Annotated in this window: 15 protein-coding genes; 8 read left to right on the top strand and 7 right to left on the bottom strand. The window is 61.3% G+C overall.

Annotated elements, in window-relative coordinates; genetic code table 11:
* Positions 1 to 141 precede the first annotated feature (141 nt).
* Genes OZ911_RS17880 through OZ911_RS17870 form a run of 3 tightly spaced genes read left to right on the top strand, consistent with a single transcriptional unit; the run spans position 142 to position 1594 of the window.
* Positions 142 to 555, top strand: a complete 414-nt coding sequence (locus OZ911_RS17880) for a thiol-disulfide oxidoreductase DCC family protein (RefSeq protein WP_083283733.1) — start codon at positions 142 to 144, stop codon at positions 553 to 555.
* Positions 540 to 1100 carry a GTP cyclohydrolase I FolE gene (gene folE, locus OZ911_RS17875; RefSeq protein ID WP_016487730.1) on the top strand — a complete coding sequence of 187 codons (561 nt, stop codon included), beginning with the start codon at positions 540 to 542 and terminating at the stop codon, positions 1098 to 1100. Before OZ911_RS17880 ends, folE begins: the two co-directional genes overlap by 16 nt.
* 35 nt (positions 1101 to 1135) lie before the next feature.
* Positions 1136 to 1594 carry a DUF3429 domain-containing protein gene (locus OZ911_RS17870; RefSeq protein WP_023048726.1) on the top strand — a complete coding sequence of 153 codons (459 nt, stop codon included), beginning with the start codon at positions 1136 to 1138 and terminating at the stop codon, positions 1592 to 1594.
* A gap of 23 nt (positions 1595 to 1617) precedes the next feature.
* Here the strand turns inward: OZ911_RS17870 and OZ911_RS17865 are convergent, their stop codons facing one another.
* From OZ911_RS17865 to galB, 3 genes are read right to left on the bottom strand one after another with little or no spacing between them, the layout of a single operon-like run.
* Positions 1618 to 2703: a 4-oxalomesaconate tautomerase gene (locus OZ911_RS17865; RefSeq protein ID WP_023048725.1), complete on the bottom strand. Its 1086-nt coding sequence runs from the start codon at positions 2701 to 2703 to the stop codon at positions 1618 to 1620.
* A gap of 2 nt (positions 2704 to 2705) precedes the next feature.
* Positions 2706 to 3422 carry a 4-carboxy-4-hydroxy-2-oxoadipate aldolase/oxaloacetate decarboxylase gene (locus OZ911_RS17860; protein WP_016487727.1) on the bottom strand — a complete coding sequence of 239 codons (717 nt, stop codon included), beginning with the start codon at positions 3420 to 3422 and terminating at the stop codon, positions 2706 to 2708.
* A complete protein-coding gene (gene galB, locus OZ911_RS17855; RefSeq protein WP_134792813.1) occupies positions 3419 to 4195 on the bottom strand; it encodes a 4-oxalmesaconate hydratase in 777 nt (258 codons plus the stop codon). The genes OZ911_RS17860 and galB overlap by 4 nt, the downstream gene beginning before the upstream one ends.
* A gap of 118 nt (positions 4196 to 4313) precedes the next feature.
* On the opposite strand from galB, the gene OZ911_RS17850 reads away from it, so the two are divergent.
* The gene (locus OZ911_RS17850) at positions 4314 to 5507 is read left to right on the top strand and encodes a LysR family transcriptional regulator (protein WP_070086774.1); all 1194 of its coding nucleotides are present in this window, start codon (positions 4314 to 4316) and stop codon (positions 5505 to 5507) included.
* A gap of 43 nt (positions 5508 to 5550) precedes the next feature.
* Here OZ911_RS17850 and OZ911_RS17845 read toward each other — a convergent pair whose 3' ends face one another.
* Complete coding sequence (locus OZ911_RS17845) at positions 5551 to 6813, bottom strand: gallate dioxygenase (protein ID WP_016487724.1); 1263 nt, start codon at positions 6811 to 6813, stop codon at positions 5551 to 5553.
* 21 nt (positions 6814 to 6834) lie between these two features.
* A complete protein-coding gene (locus tag OZ911_RS17840; protein WP_070086773.1) occupies positions 6835 to 8184 on the bottom strand; it encodes an MFS transporter in 1350 nt (449 codons plus the stop codon).
* 343 nt (positions 8185 to 8527) lie between these two features.
* Here OZ911_RS17840 and OZ911_RS17835 point away from each other — a divergent pair, with 343 nt between their 5' ends.
* Entirely contained in the window at positions 8528 to 8728 is a 201-nt protein-coding gene (locus OZ911_RS17835) for a DUF1737 domain-containing protein (RefSeq protein ID WP_016487722.1), read from the top strand.
* Here the strand turns inward: OZ911_RS17835 and OZ911_RS17830 are convergent.
* On the bottom strand, positions 8725 to 10107 hold the full coding sequence (locus OZ911_RS17830) for an aminotransferase-like domain-containing protein (RefSeq protein ID WP_016487721.1): 1383 nt from the start codon (positions 10105 to 10107) through the stop codon (positions 8725 to 8727). The genes OZ911_RS17835 and OZ911_RS17830 overlap by 4 nt on opposite strands.
* A gap of 121 nt (positions 10108 to 10228) precedes the next feature.
* Between OZ911_RS17830 and OZ911_RS17825 the strand changes: the two genes are divergently transcribed.
* Positions 10229 to 11098 (top strand): DMT family transporter, encoded by an 870-nt coding sequence (locus OZ911_RS17825; protein WP_016487720.1) that lies wholly within the window; start codon positions 10229 to 10231, stop codon positions 11096 to 11098.
* A gap of 267 nt (positions 11099 to 11365) precedes the next feature.
* On the top strand, positions 11366 to 12274 hold the full coding sequence (glsB, locus tag OZ911_RS17820; RefSeq protein WP_016487718.1) for a glutaminase B: 909 nt from the start codon (positions 11366 to 11368) through the stop codon (positions 12272 to 12274).
* Here glsB and OZ911_RS17815 read toward each other — a convergent pair whose 3' ends face one another.
* The gene (locus OZ911_RS17815; protein ID WP_023049307.1) at positions 12275 to 13198 is read right to left on the bottom strand and encodes a LysR substrate-binding domain-containing protein; all 924 of its coding nucleotides are present in this window, start codon (positions 13196 to 13198) and stop codon (positions 12275 to 12277) included.
* A gap of 138 nt (positions 13199 to 13336) precedes the next feature.
* On the opposite strand from OZ911_RS17815, the gene OZ911_RS17810 reads away from it, so the two are divergent.
* The gene (locus OZ911_RS17810; RefSeq protein WP_023049308.1) at positions 13337 to 14161 is read left to right on the top strand and encodes a phytanoyl-CoA dioxygenase family protein; all 825 of its coding nucleotides are present in this window, start codon (positions 13337 to 13339) and stop codon (positions 14159 to 14161) included.
* Positions 14162 to 14230 lie beyond the last annotated feature (69 nt).

The following is a 14230-nucleotide window of genomic DNA, read 5'->3' as shown; positions in this document are numbered from 1 at the left end:
AACACGGCTGCGGGGGAGGGGCATGCACCCATCAAAAGCCGTTCCGCTTGGCTGCCGTCACCGAAAGTTGTCACGGCCATTGCGAAATTCCTGGTTTCGGCTAACTTGTACAAAAACCTGTACAAACATGAGAGGTTGTACATGTCTTGCAAGTGGCCTTTCACGCTGTACTTTGACGGCGCCTGCCCATTGTGCGCTCGGGAGATAGCCTTTCTGCGCAGGCAATCGAACGGGGTAAAGCTCATCCTGGTGGACATCAGTGATGACAATTTCGATCCGGCAGCATTGGGCTTGACGGTTGAGCAACTGCGGTCGTGCCTGCATGGAAGGTTCGCGAGCGGGCACTGGGTTACAGGCTTGGACGCCACCTTGTGGAGTTGGCGTGCTGCCGATGTGGGGATGTGGGTCGCGCCACTGGCCTGGCGTCCGCTACGTCCCCTGTTTTCGGTGCTTTACAGACTGTTCTGCCGTTTGAGGCCACACTTGGCCTGGCTACCACATCCCGCTGGCGGGCACCGCTGTAGCGGTGAGGAGTCCAAATGTCACATTCGTTAGCCGAGCACTATCATGAAATCCTGGTCGGTATTGGTGAAAACCCCCAGCGCGAAGGGCTCCTGGACACACCCCAGCGTGCGGCCAAAGCGATGCAGTACCTGTGCAACGGGTATGCGCAGAATCTTCACGAGGTCGTGAACGGTGCTTTGTTCGAGAGTGAAAACGATGAAATGATTGTGGTGCGCGACATCGAACTCTACTCCTTGTGCGAACACCACCTGTTGCCATTCATTGGCAAGGCGCATGTCGCGTACCTGCCAACAGGGCGCGTGTTAGGGCTTTCCAAGGTTGCACGCGTGGTGGACATGTTCGCCCGTCGTTTACAGATACAGGAAAACCTCACGCGGCAAATTGCGTATGCCGTGCAGGAGGTCACAGATGCCGCAGGGGTAGCGGTCGTGATCGAAGCCAAGCATATGTGCATGATGATGCGCGGTGTGGAGAAGCAGAACTCGGTGATGATGACATCCGTGATGTTAGGTGAATTTCGCGACGCCCCGTCGACGCGGCACGAATTCCTTAACCTCATTGGACGACACAATTGACACCCGGTCCTGAACCGCTGCGAAGGTGCGCCCAGATGAATACCGATGCTACTGCTTTATCTCCAAGCCGCTTCGCTGTCCTGGGGTACGGCGGTGTGCTGCCGTTTATTGGTTTGACGTTGCTCATCTTTTTTGGGGCTGAATATCGAGCGTTTTTCTCGATGATGCTGGTGGGCTATGGCGCGGTGATATTGAGCTTCGTCGGTGCCCTGCACTGGGGGTTCGCCATGACGTTGCAGGGGTTGCCCGCGAAGCAGCGTCAAGAGCGACTGGTGTGGAGTGTCATACCGGCCCTGATCGGTTGGGTTGGCACGTTGCTGCCTGTGCCATTGGGGTGTCTGGTGTTGACCTTTGGTTTTATCGGCCATCTTTGGCAGGACCGCAAACTGGCGCAAGCGGTGCCTGGGTGGTATCTGCCGATGCGCGTGCAGCTCACTGCTGTAGCGAGCCTCTGTTTGCTGATCAGTGGACTTGCGGTATCCCTTCATTTTTGAAACCCCAAGCCACCCTTGATGAGTCACTTCTCCGGCCCACCCCAAATATCTGTCCCGATGCACACAACCCCGTCAAATAACAAACGCGCCGTTCTCACCAACCCGCACCCCTTGATCACGCCATGTTCCAGGCTGATTTCCACCGTAAATTCCCCACTCGGATGCTCCACCGCCAAACGCTGACGATCACCGCCTGGCGTGCGGGCAAGGCCCTGTGCAACCGACCCTTCAATCAAGCAGGCCGTAGCGACACTCACCGCACCAAACACCCCGATGGACGCATGGCAACGGTGCGGGATGAACGAGCGCGTATTGACCGTGCCGCCGTTGCGCGGTGCCGACAGCAGGCACATTTTCGGCACATTACGCTGGCTCACATCACCCAGGCTCATGCGTGGGCCCAGTTGCAGGCGGATAGCCTCCAGGCGTGTTTTCAGGGCGCTGTCGGCCTCCAGCGTTTCGCAAGGCTCGTAGCCCGTCACGCCAAGGTCTTCGGCACGCAGCAGCACTACCGGCATGCCGTTGTCGATGCAGGTGACTTCCAGGCCATCGACACGGTCGCGGCTGTTGCCGGTGGGCAGCAGGGCTCCGCAGCTGGCGCCGGCCACGTCGGCAAACGTCACCACCAGCGCCGCCGCCCGGCCCGGCACCCCATCAATGTGGGTATCGCCGGCATACTCCACTTGGCCATCGGTGGTCGGCACCTGGGCGATGGCGATCTGCCCGGTGTTTTCCATGAAGATGCGCACCGGTGTGCTCGCGCCGCTGGCGGTCACCAGGCCGCGCTCGAGGGCGAACGGCCCTACGCCGGCCAGGATGTTGCCGCAGTTCTGCCCATAGTCCACCCGTGCCTCGTCCACCACCACCTGAGCGAACAGGTAGTCGACGTCGGCGTCATCGCGCTGCGAGGCGCGGATGATGGCGACTTTGCTGGTGAGCGAGTCGGCGCCGCCGATGCCGTCAATCTGCCGGGCATCGGGCGAGCCCATCACCGCCAGCAGCACCCGGTCACGCAGCGGGCCAGGGGCGGGTAGATCGTCATACAGAAAATAGGCGCCCTTGGAGGTGCCGCCGCGCATCAGCAGGCAGGGGATGCGGGTCTGGCCCATGTTCAGCCTTCCAGGTCTGTGAGGTGGTCGACATAATGCAAACCCTTCGCCGCCAGGCGCGGTCGCATCTCATAAATATCCAGGCCAAGCTCGCCGGCGGCCAGGCGCTGGCGTTTGCGTTCTTCAAGGTCGGCGCGCTGGGTGGCGGCATCGAGTACCGCCTGGGCTTCGCCATGGCGCACCACCACGACACCGTCGTCATCGGCCACCACGATGTCACCGGCCTTTACCAGCTGCCCGGCACACAGCAGTGGCAGGTTCACCGAGCCCAGCACTTCCTTCACGGTGCCCTGGGCGTTGATGGCGCGGGACCACACGGCAAAGCCCATGTCGCGCAGTGTCTGGCTGTCGCGCACGCCCGCATCGATCACCAGGCCGCGCACGCCGCGGGCCTGGAGCGAGGTCGCCAGCAGGTCGCCGAAATAGCCATCGCTGCACGGCGAACTGGGCGCCACCACCAGCACGTCGCCCGGGCGGCACTGCTCCACGGCAACATGGAACATCCAGTTGTCGCCAGGGGCCACCAGCACGGTTACCGCGCTGCCGGCCACGGTCACACCCTGCTGGATGGGGCGCACGGCAGTGTTGAGCAGCCCCTTGCGACCTTGGGCCTCATGCACCGTGGCGACACCCAGCCGGCCCAGGGCATCAATCATGTGTGGCTCAACGCGCGGGATATTACGCACCACGATGCCGGTCTTGCCGATCAGCCCGCTCATGCCAGGTTCTCCGTCACACGCGGGAACACGCTCTGCAGGCCTTCGGCGTAGACGATGTTGCGTGCACTGGCGATGCCCACGTTGCGCTTGGCCTGCACGCCGCGCTGCAGGGCCACGCGGGTGTAGTACTCCCAGAGGTGTTCCTGGCCGGCCATGCACTGGATGGCGGCATACTTTTTGTCCCACACCGAGGTGATGTCCAGGAAGGTGTCCGGGCGCCATTCACACTGTTCGGGCTGGTGCGGCTCAAAGGCGTACACCGGCGGTGCGCCCACGATCTTCTCGCCCGGCTTGTAGCCTTCAGCCTGCGCGATAATGCGGGCTTCCTGGGCCAGGTGCATGGCCAGCGGGTGGTCGTAGTTGTAGGGGTCTTTAAGGGAGTGGCTGAGCACGAACTCCGGTTGGACCCGGCGATACACATCGGCCAGGCGGAACAGGGTGTCCTTGTCGGCGCGCATCGGGTAGTCGCCGATGTCGAAGAACTCCACGCTGGCACCGAGGATTTCGGCCGCCGCCATGGCCTCTTCACGGCGGGCGTCCTTGACCTTGGCTTCGGTCATTTCACCCTTGCGCCACAGCTTGGCAGACTCACCACGCTCACCGAAAGACAGGCAAACCACGTGCATGGCATAGCCTTGCTCGGCGTGCAGCGCAATGGCGCCACCGGCACGCCAGACAAAGTCGGCCGAATGTGCGCTGACCACCAGGGCGGATTTTTGTGGGGTATTCATTGCTTGTTGGCTCCTGCAGTGGGGGTTGGCGCAGGATGTCATTGGCCTGTGCAGGGCACTAATGCATTCATTTGCAACGGCTATGCGTTTTATTTATTGCCGGGCAAGCGGGGTAGAGGCATAGTCGCCGCAGTCACGAGCCGAGCGCCGGGGAACCTTCATGATCGACGTCGAACTGCCCAACCTGATGCAAGTACGCGCGTTCATCCGGGTAGCCGAGCTGGGCAGCGTGTCGCGGGCGACGCAGGTGTTGTTCCGTGCTCAGTCCGTGGTCACCCGCGCCATTGCCGAGTTGGAGGCGCGCTTTGCCGTGCCCCTGTTCGAGCGCCATGCCAATGGCATGCGCCTGACCGACTACGGCGAGTGCCTGCTGCCGCGTGCACAGCGGGTGTTGGCTGAACTGGACGGCGTGCCGAGTTTGCTGGGCACCGCGCAGGGCGAGCCCCTCTACCTGTTTCAGGCGCGGCGCCTGCAGGTGTTCGTGAAACTGTGTGAAACACGGCACATGCAAACCGTGGCGCGGCACTTCGGCCTTAGCCAGCCGGCCGTCAGTGCTGCTTTGAAGGTGCTCGAAGGCGGGTGCGGGCAGCCCTTGTTCGTGCGTACGTCGCGCGGCCTGCAGCCCACTGTGGCCAGCCGGGACATTCTGTTCCCCATACGCCGGGCGCTGAACGAGTTGCGCCTGTTGGACAGTGACCTCAGCGCGATGCAAGGCACCCTGCGTGGGGTGGTGCACGTGGGCGCGTTACCATTGGGCCGCTCGCGCATTCTGCCGGATGCCATTTTACGCTTCACTGCCCAGCATCCCCAGGTTCGGGTGGTGACCAACGAAAGCCCGTTCGACCTGCTGGCAACCGAGCTGCGGGTAGGGGATGTGGATTTTGTGCTGGGCGCCTTGCGGCCTTACGACTATGCCAGCGACCTGGTAGGCGAGCCGCTCATCAACGAGGACATGGTCTTGCTCGCCCGTCGGGGGCACCCGCTGTTGCACACCCACCTGACGCTCCAGGGCGTGCACCAGGCGCGCTGGGTGTTGCCGCGGGCCGGCTCGCCTGCGCGCCAGCTGCTGGACAACTGCTTTGCCGCCGCCGGCCTGGCAGCGCCGTGGCCGGTGGTGGAAAGCGCTGATCTGGCGGTTATCCGTGGCCTGTTGGTGCGTTCGGACATGCTGGCGGCGGTGTCTGCGCACCAGCTGGCCTACGAGATTGCCAGCGGCGAACTGCAACGCCTGCCGCTGGCCCTGCCCGGTACCGCCCGCGCCATCGGCCTGATTCAGCGCAGCGGCTGCCTGCAATCGCCGGCGGCGGTTGCGCTAATGGCTTGTATCCGCCAGGTCATCACTGAGCAGGCGTAAGCCCAGGAGGGTGCCTTGTAGCAGGCTCAGCGGGCTGCATTAGTCAGTTGGGCGCTTTGCCGGCCACCGAGTAGCGAACCTGCTGGTTACGGGTTTTCATGAAGTCTTCGATGCTCTGCCCGCGCATGGCGGCGTAAATATCCAGGTTGGACACACCCAGCACGGCGCCCAGCTTCTCCAGCACGAAGAAGATCACCCCGTAGTGGATCAGCCCACGCCAGTCGCGGCGGCGCAGCAAGTCGCTTTCTTCTTCGCTCAGGCCTGCCTCGCTGTACAGCGCTTCGGGCTCGCTGAGGAAGCGCTGGCGCCAGTGCGGCTCGATCATGCGATGCAAGAACTTGTTCAGGCGGTAGCCTTTGGCACTGCGCTCCAGGGTGTAGGGATAGGTGCCTTCAAGCTGCTGCGCCCCAGCCAGCTGATGCTGCATGTGCTGGCGGTGGCGTTCGTTGACCGGCGCCGGCAGCGCCTGGTCGCGGTTTTCCAGCAGCAGGGTGGCGATGCCGGTCATCGACGGCAGGTAGTAGCTTTGGTGCTTGCGCTCAACATTGGCAGACAACGCGCCGCGCATGATCAGCCAGGTGATCACCTCGGCGCCTTCCATGCCCCCGAGCGTGGCGTACTCGGCCAGCGTCATCTCGGTAAGGCGCTGCGGGTCATTTACCAGCAGGTCAAGGAACTGCGCGTCCCACTCCGGGTTGTTGAAGCCGCAACGCTCGCCATGCACCTGGTGCGACACCCCGCCGGTGGCGACGATCGCCACCTTGAGGTCCTCGGGGTAGCTCTCGATGGCGCGGCGCAGCGCCTGGCCCAGTTTGTAGCAGCGCCGCGCCGTGGGGATCGGCAGTTGGAGTACGCCGACCTGCAGCGGCACGATCTGTACGGGCCAGCTTTCATCACAGGGCAGTAGCGCCGACATGGGCGAGAAGAAGCCGTGGTCCAGCGGCTTGTCGCGGAAAAAGCTCATGTCGAACTCATCGGCCATCAGGCTCTGGCCGATGTGCCGTGATAGCGCCGCATGGCCGCCTACTGGCGGCAGGTCCCGTGGGTTGCCCCCTTCATCGGCCACGCCGTATTGCTCGTCTACACCCAGGGTGAAGGCACTGTAATGATCAAAGAAGAACGAGGTGACGTGGTCGTTGAAGATGTAGAAGAGTACGTCCGGCTGGCGCTGCTGCAACCACGTGCGAATCGGCTCGAAGCTTTCGAAGATCGGCGCCCAGGCGGCTTCTTCCTGTTTGTCGTGGTCGACTGCGAAGCCGATGGTTGGGGTGTGGGAGACGGCCAGGCCACCAATGATACGAGCCATGTGAAGGTCCTCTTTTACAGGTTACGGCGCGGTTACTGCGGGTGTCGCGCGCAGCCGGGCGTGGCCGTTGGCCAGGATCGCCAGGGCGGCGGCGAATGCCGGCAGGCCGAGGAGGGTGAACAGCAGCGGCAGGCCCAGCCCCAGGCTGAGCACGGCACCACCGATGAGGGAGCCGAAAATGGCCCCGAAGCGCCCGATACCGAGCATCCAGCTTACACCTGTGGCGCGGAACTCGGTCGGGTAGTAGCCAGGGGCGAAGGCGTTAAGGCCGGTCTGCGCGCCGCTCATGCAGAACCCGGCAGCCGCCACGCCCACCACCAGCAGGCTCGACTCCAGGCTCAGGGCGCCCAGTGAGACGATGCAAAGGCCGCCCAAGGCGTAGGCGATGGCGATGACGCGGTTGGGGTTGTGTCGGTCCATGATCCAGCCGACCACGATTGCGCCCACTGCACCGCCGATCTGGAACAGGCCGGTGATGGTGGCGGCGCGCTCGATGGACAGCCCGCCATCACGCAGCAGGGTCGGCAACCAGCCCATGGTCAGGTAGATCACCAGCAGGCCCATGAAGTAGGTCAGCCACAGGGCCAGGGTGCCAAACCGGTAGCGCTCGCTGAACAGCTGCCGGGCCGGCGCCTTGTGCTGCGTGGTTGGCTCACTGACGATAAAGCGGGTGCCGGCAGCGAAGCGGCCGCCGAGTTTGGCCAAGGCTGCCGCAATCTGGCTGGCCGGTGCCTGGCGTGCAGCAAGGAAGCGGGCGGACTCTGGCAGCAGCCACCACAGCAAGGGCAGCAAGGCCAGTGGCAGCAGGCCGCCGGCCAGCAGTACCGATTTCCAGCCGTGATGAGGGATCAGCCAGGCGGACAAAAAACCGCCCAGGCCCGAGCCCATGTTGAAGCCGGTGAACATGATGGTGATCATCAGCGAGCGGTTGCGTGTGGGCAGGTATTCGGCGAGCAGGGTAGTGCAGTTGGGCATGGCCGCACCCAGGGCAATGCCGGTCAGCAGCCGCAGCACGGCCAGCTCATACGGGTTGCGGGCGAAGGCGCAGGCCAGGCTCAACAGGCTGAAACCGCTGACCGCAACCAGCAGCACTTTCTTGCGGCCCAACCGGTCGGCGTACGGGCCGGCGGTCAGTGCGCCGATGGCAAGGCCGACCATGCCGGCACTCATCACCGGGCCAAAGGCGGCGCGGGACAGGCCCCAGTCCTGCATCAGCGAAGGCGCGATAAACCCCATGACGGCGACATCGAAGCCATCGAACAGCACGATCAGGAAGCACAGCGACAGGATCAGCCACTGGTAGGCAGCAAGGGGGCGGTTATCGATCCAGTCTTTGACATCGATAGGGGCATCGACAGGCGGCTTGGGCATGCGTGGTCACCTTTGTTCTTGTATTGGTGTGAATTGCGCCGGGTTGCGGTAGGGCTTCCAGAGCGCTACGGCCCAGCAGCAATCACCCCGCCGGACTACGGCGTGAGGGCGACTCTAATCCCATGGCCCAGCCAGCGCCTGCGGGATTTCTTTAATGAGATATCTAATTTTTTTATCGCGGGCGTCGTAGCGTTAAGGCGTACGTTAGCTTTATTGTCTGCATCTTTAGCCGCGTCCTAGCCTGTGAAGGTCTGGACAGGTTGGAAGTGAACTGGCGCGTAGCGGTGGCCTGGCAGTTGGCAGTACTCTTGAAGAACACACCACTTCTGCATGGTCCGAACAGATGACTCAACCACCGGATGGGCTGCCGATTTACCGAGTGCTGACTGGCCCCGATGACGCTTCCTTTTGCCATAGGGTCAGTGATGCCTTGAAGCTGGGGTATCAACTTCATGGCTCGCCTGCACTCACGTTCAATGGCAAAAATGTGATCGTGGCGCAGGCTGTTATCTGGCCTGAGGCACGGAATGGGGCCGGCGACTAACCACTCAGGGCCCGTTTCAACACGTCGTAGATTCTGGCATCACCCGATTGAGCAACGTTAAAGCGGAGAAAGTCACCCGCAGTCATGGACTGGCTAAAAGCATTTCCGGGCGCCAGCACTACCCCGTCATTCAGACAGGTTCTGGCCAGGGTTGCTGCATCCTTGCCTTGAGGCAGTTGGCACCAGACGTACAGGCCTGCCTTGGGAATTATCCAGGGTTTGATCCCAATGGCCTGAAGCCTCGCTACTGTCTTGTCCATTGCCTCGGCCAACCGAAGGCGCACACTCTCCATGTGTTTTCGGTAGCCGCTATCGGTAATAGCGTGATGGATGATGTCCGCGGCCAACCGTCCTCCTCCGAATGTAGTCGCAATCTTGAGGTCGACCAGGCTCTCGATCCATTCACCACGCGCAGCAATGTAGCCGCATCGAACCGAAGCGGAGATGGTCTTGGAAAAGCTGCCTATCTGGATGACACGAGAGAGGCCATCGAAGGCAGACAGCCGTGGCGCGGGATTGGTCTCGAAATCCCCGAAGATGTCGTCCTCGACAATCACGAGGCTAGAGGTATCGGCCAGTTTTAGCAGCCTGTGCGCGGTGACCGGCGACAGGGTGGCTCCGCTGGGGTTGTGGATGCCGGAATTTGTTATGTACAGCCGGGGCGCGTGCGCGAGCAGGGCGGCGCCGAACGCATCGATGTCCGGGCCCGTGGCTGTGTAGGGGACGCCAACAATCTTCACCCTGTGCGCTTTCAATAATGCGTGAAAGTTGAAATAGCAGGGGTCGTCCACCAGCACAGTGTCGCCCGGTTCCAGCAGAAAACGGCACACCAGGTCAATGGCGTGAGTGCCCGACTCCGTGAGCATGATCTGTTCCAGAGGGGCTTCGATCCCGGCGGCTGCCAGTCGTCGCGACAAGAATTGCCTGAGGGGCGGATGCCCAAGGGGAGAAGCGTACTCAGTCAACTTTGCAGTATCAGAGCGGGCAACCGTTCGAAGGGCTTTTCGCATGCCAGCTTCGTACATCCAGGAGGGAGGTAGCCACCCGCACCCTGGCTTCAATGCATCGCTGGAGGTTTCAAGGGCCTGGCGCGAGATCCACAGCGGGTCTACCTCCCGATCAAGCTTGGGGCCAAGGTCGGTCAGTGCCAATGGCGCCACTGGCCCGGCTACGTAAAAGCCTGAACCAGGACGGGAGCTGAGTACACCCTGTGCCATCAATCGCTCATAGGCTTCAAGCACGGTGGATACCGATACCTGCATGGTCTGGGCCATGGCGCGGACCGAGGGGATTCTCGCACCTGGCGTGTAGGTGCGAGCGGCGATCCTGGACTGGATCTGACCCATGACAGTTTGAATACGCGTGCCGTTACGTTTCATCGCACCCTCAACTGTGCTGGATTAACATGCATAACAGTTCGGTTTAACTGTATTGGATTGTACGTGGCCCTGGTGAGCCTGTCAGTGATGTACTCAACCCTCGTTTATCGAGGGGTTACCGATGGAAAAATCAACAAGCGGGTGGATCAACGGCTTTATAGGCGTTGCAATCTTTGCGGGCTCGTTGCCGGCAACCCGTGTGGCAGTGGGGGCCTTCGAGCCCACGTTTCTGACCTGTGCCAGGGCAACCATTGCCGCCCTGTTGGGGGCGCTTTTTCTGCTCGTGCTTCGGCAGCCGAGACCTGAACGTGCAGATTTGTCGTCATTGGCTATAACAGCGCTCGGCGTTGTCATCGGTTTCCCGCTACTGACTGCACTGGCGCTGCAGCACGTCACCTCTGCTCATTCCATTGTTTTTGTCGGGCTCCTGCCGCTCTGCACGGCAGGGTTTGCCGTTTTACGGGGCGGTGAGCGACCTCGGCCAGGTTTCTGGTTGTTCTCGATCGCAGGTGCCGGGCTGGTCGTTGGCTACGCGTTGATGAATGGGGGAGAGGCGTCGGCGGTGGGCGATCTGCTGATGATGGCGGCGGTGGTTGTGTGTGGGTTGGGTTATGCGGAAGGGGCGCGGCTGTCGAGAACACTGGGGGGGTGGCAGGTGATCAGTTGGGCATTGATTGTGGCATTGCCATTCATGCTGCTGCTGACAATCGCCAATTTCCCAGCGCTAGATGCCTTCGCCAAGGTAAGCGCCCCAGCATGGTTCAGCTTCGGCTACGTTTCACTGTTCAGCATGCTGATCGGCTTTGTGTTCTGGTACCGAGGGCTCGTCCAGGGTGGCATTGCAGCAGTGGGCCAACTGCAACTCTTCCAGCCGTTCATGGGGCTTGGCCTGGCTGCATTGCTGCTGCATGAACACGTCAGCTGGATGATGCTTGTGGTGACGCTCGGCGCTGTCGTCTGTGTTGCCGGGGCCAAGAAATACGCCCGGTAGATGAAGCGTCTTCGTAATACCTCAGTACAAAGACCGCGACCATACCGTTTGATGCCCAGCTTGTGCCGGGTGTAGCCACAGTCTGCGCTCAGGCGCAGGGCATCGCGTTGGGCGCCGGTGCACAGGCCCAGGTGGTAGTAGTCGCTGTGGCCTTTGGCATCGCGGTCGTCGGCATGTGCTTGCCGAATGTGTGATCTAAGCCGCTCAGTCTTCGTCAAGCATGCGACCCCTTACCTACCTCTGAAGGGGATTGAGCCAGGGCCTTTCATGCAAACGCTGTTGAACGAGATTCTTGAAGAAGTACGCCACTTGATCGGCAAGGGCAAAGTGGCTGATTACATCCCTGCGCTGGCCGACGTACCGGCGCAGCAGTTGGGCATCGCGGTCTATAGCAACGATGGCAGCCATTACTGCGCAGGCGACGCAAGGGTGCCTTTTTCGGTCCAGAGTATTTCCAAGGTGTTCAGCCTGGTCCAGGCAATAGGCCACTCAGGTGAAGCCATTTGGGAGCGGCTTGGCCATGAGCCTTCAGGCCAGCCGTTCAACTCGCTGGTGCAGCTGGAGTTCGAGCGCGGGCGCCCGCGCAACCCGTTTATCAATGCGGGGGCGTTGGTGATCTGCGATATCAACCAGTCACGCTTCGCAGCACCCACGTTGTCGATGCGTGATTTTGTTCGACGGCTTTCGGGCAACCCTCACATTTCAATCGATGCCCGTGTCGCCGATTCGGAATATCAGTTCCGTGCCCGCAACGCTGCCATGGCTTACCTGATGCAGTCTTTTGGTAACTTCCATAACGAGGTCGAGCCGGTGCTGCGCAGTTACTTCAGTTACTGCGCGCTGCAAATGAACTGCCTGGACCTGGCCCGGGCATTCTGCTTCCTGGCCAACGACGGGTTCTGCAAGCACAGCGAAGAGCAAATCCTCACCCGGCGCCAGGCCCAGCAGGTGAACTCGATCATGGCCACCAGCGGGCTGTATGACGAAGCCGGTAATTTCGCCTATCGAGTGGGGTTGCCAGGCAAGAGTGGCGTGGGTGGCGGCATTGTGGCAATCGTGCCGGGGCAATTTACCGTATGCGTTTGGTCCCCCGGGTTGAATGCTGCGGGCAACTCCCTCGCGGGCATGGCGGCGCTGGAGTTGCTGAGTTCACGGATCGGGTGGTCGGTGTTTTGATCAGGGGGCGGGCTCGCCGGTAACGGAGCCTGCTATCTCCTGAGTCACCCAACCCTTGAACGCCTCCGCGACCGGCGACGGGTGCATGGCGCCTGACTGGGCCAGCACCACTTTTTGGGGTGACACCTCTTCCAGTAATGGCCGGCACAGCAGCGGTGTACCGTCATAACAGTGGTCCCCGGCGGGGCGGGTGCATGACAAGGCAACCCCGTAGCCATGCGCGACCAGGCCGCGTTGCATCTCGAAGGTCTGGGTGTATTGCTGAGTGCGCGGTTGCAGGTTGTGCGCCCAAAACAGTGAAAGGAAATACTCACGCGTTTGCGCGATGTCCTCAAGAATAAGGCATTCCTGGGCCAGTTCATGCAGCGGTATCGCTGCCAGGTGGGCCAGGCGATGGTCCGTAGCGATGAGCGCGTACGGTTTCAACTCAGCCAGTACCTGGCGCGGCAGCGAGTGATCAAGGCCTATGTCGTAAGTAAGCGCAAGCTCTGCTTTACCGGCGCTCAGGTGGCGGTGCACGCCTGCCAGGTCCGTTTCGAACAGCGTTACCTCGACACCGGGGTACTGCTTGCGAAAGCTCGATAGCAGCCGGGGTGCGAAGTAAGGGCCTAAGTCTTGAAAGCAGATAAGCGACAGATTGCCGCGCAGCAAGCCTTGCGCCGAATCGGCGTTCTGATTCATGGCGATGGCCATGCCAATGATATCGCGGGCCTGTGCGAGCAATCGCGTGCCCGCTGACGTCAGCTCCAGGCCACGGCTGACCTGGCGGCGGAAAAGCCGCTCATTCAGTGCCTCTTCAAGTTGGGCAATGGCAACTGACACCGAGGGCTGTGAAACGTGGCGGGCTCTCGCCGCAGCGCTGATGCTGCCGTGTTCGGCCACGGCGACGAAATATTCGAGTTGCCTGAATGAGAACCCTATCATCTTTTCCTATACTCAGGATTAGGAAATATATTCTTTTCCTATTGGTGCCGAAAAGCAATACTCGCCGTGCACCTTGCAGAGTCCGCTTAACATCTGGCAGTGGTGCTGTTGCCCAATAAAAAGACCAAAGGGTGCTTTATGAAACAGTCCGCCGAATTTCAACTCAGCGAAGAAACCATCGAAGCTTTCCAGCGTGAGGGTGCTGTCTGCGTACGTAATCTGTTCACGCCGGAAGAAGTTGCACTGCTCGAAACGGGTATCGAACAGAACCTGAAAACCCCAAGCGAGCGCGCCAAAGTGGCGAGCCGCCCCGACGACCCGGGTTGGTTCTTCGAGGACTTTTGCAACTGGGGCGATATCGCAGCCTATCGCCAGTTCATCTTCGAAAGCCGGGTGGGTAGCGTTGCTGCTCAACTCATGAACAGCGAGACTGCCCGGCTTTATCACGATCACCTGCTGGTCAAAGAGCCGAACACGCGCCAGCGCACGCCTTGGCACCAGGACCAGCCGTACTACAACATCGATGGGCGCCAGAACTGCAGCATGTGGATGCCTATCGATCCCGTCGCCAGGGAGTCCACCCTTGAATTTGTAGCGGGCTCGCACCTCGGACCGTGGCTGATGCCACGCAGCTTCCTCGACAGCCAGGCGCAATGGTTCCCGGAGGGGAGCCTTGCTGACTTGCCGGATATCGAGGCCGATCGCAGTGCCTGGCATATCCTTGGCTGGGAACTCTCCCCAGGCGACGCGGTGTTCTTCCACATGCTGACCTTGCACGCTTCTGGAGGTGTCGGGGGCAGCCGCCGGCGCCGTGCCTTCTCGGTGCGTTTCCTGGGCGACGACATCACTCACGCACCGCGCCAGTGGAAAACTTCACCCCAGTTTCCCGGGCTCGAAACACAATTGGCCAGCGGTGCCCAAATGAACCATGAGTTGTTCCCGGTGCTGTGGCCAAGAGCTTGATGATTGAATAAATGCGTGCCTGATTAAAACGCACAGCATCTGCGCTGTGCGGACCTGATAATAAGATCA

The organism is Pseudomonas fortuita, assembly GCF_026898135.2.
In the GTDB taxonomy this organism is placed as follows: domain Bacteria; phylum Pseudomonadota; class Gammaproteobacteria; order Pseudomonadales; family Pseudomonadaceae; genus Aquipseudomonas; species Aquipseudomonas fortuita.
Note: the sequence above shows the minus strand (reverse complement) of the source record. Positions and strands in the feature narration are given on the sequence as shown.

Excerpts from the sequence above, each read along its gene's own strand:
- OZ911_RS17850 (WP_070086774.1), top strand. The coding sequence starts at position 4,314 with ATGATCGACGTCGAACTGCCCAACCTGATGCAAGTACGCGCGTTCATC.
- OZ911_RS17870 (WP_023048726.1), top strand. The coding sequence starts at position 1,136 with ATGAATACCGATGCTACTGCTTTATCTCCAAGCCGCTTCGCTGTCCTG.
- folE (WP_016487730.1), top strand. The coding sequence starts at position 540 with ATGTCACATTCGTTAGCCGAGCACTATCATGAAATCCTGGTCGGTATT.
- OZ911_RS17880 (WP_083283733.1), top strand. The coding sequence starts at position 142 with ATGTCTTGCAAGTGGCCTTTCACGCTGTACTTTGACGGCGCCTGCCCA.
- OZ911_RS17845 (WP_016487724.1), bottom strand. The coding sequence starts at position 6,813 with ATGGCTCGTATCATTGGTGGCCTGGCCGTCTCCCACACCCCAACCATC.
- OZ911_RS17810 (WP_023049308.1), top strand. The coding sequence starts at position 13,337 with ATGAAACAGTCCGCCGAATTTCAACTCAGCGAAGAAACCATCGAAGCT.
- OZ911_RS17825 (WP_016487720.1), top strand. The coding sequence starts at position 10,229 with ATGGAAAAATCAACAAGCGGGTGGATCAACGGCTTTATAGGCGTTGCA.
- galB (WP_134792813.1), bottom strand. The coding sequence starts at position 4,195 with ATGACATCCTGCGCCAACCCCCACTGCAGGAGCCAACAAGCAATGAAT.
- OZ911_RS17830 (WP_016487721.1), bottom strand. The coding sequence starts at position 10,107 with ATGAAACGTAACGGCACGCGTATTCAAACTGTCATGGGTCAGATCCAG.
- OZ911_RS17815 (WP_023049307.1), bottom strand. The coding sequence starts at position 13,198 with ATGATAGGGTTCTCATTCAGGCAACTCGAATATTTCGTCGCCGTGGCC.
- OZ911_RS17865 (WP_023048725.1), bottom strand. The coding sequence starts at position 2,703 with ATGGGCCAGACCCGCATCCCCTGCCTGCTGATGCGCGGCGGCACCTCC.
- OZ911_RS17860 (WP_016487727.1), bottom strand. The coding sequence starts at position 3,422 with ATGAGCGGGCTGATCGGCAAGACCGGCATCGTGGTGCGTAATATCCCG.
- glsB (WP_016487718.1), top strand. The coding sequence starts at position 11,366 with ATGCAAACGCTGTTGAACGAGATTCTTGAAGAAGTACGCCACTTGATC.
- OZ911_RS17835 (WP_016487722.1), top strand. The coding sequence starts at position 8,528 with ATGACTCAACCACCGGATGGGCTGCCGATTTACCGAGTGCTGACTGGC.
- OZ911_RS17840 (WP_070086773.1), bottom strand. The coding sequence starts at position 8,184 with ATGCCCAAGCCGCCTGTCGATGCCCCTATCGATGTCAAAGACTGGATC.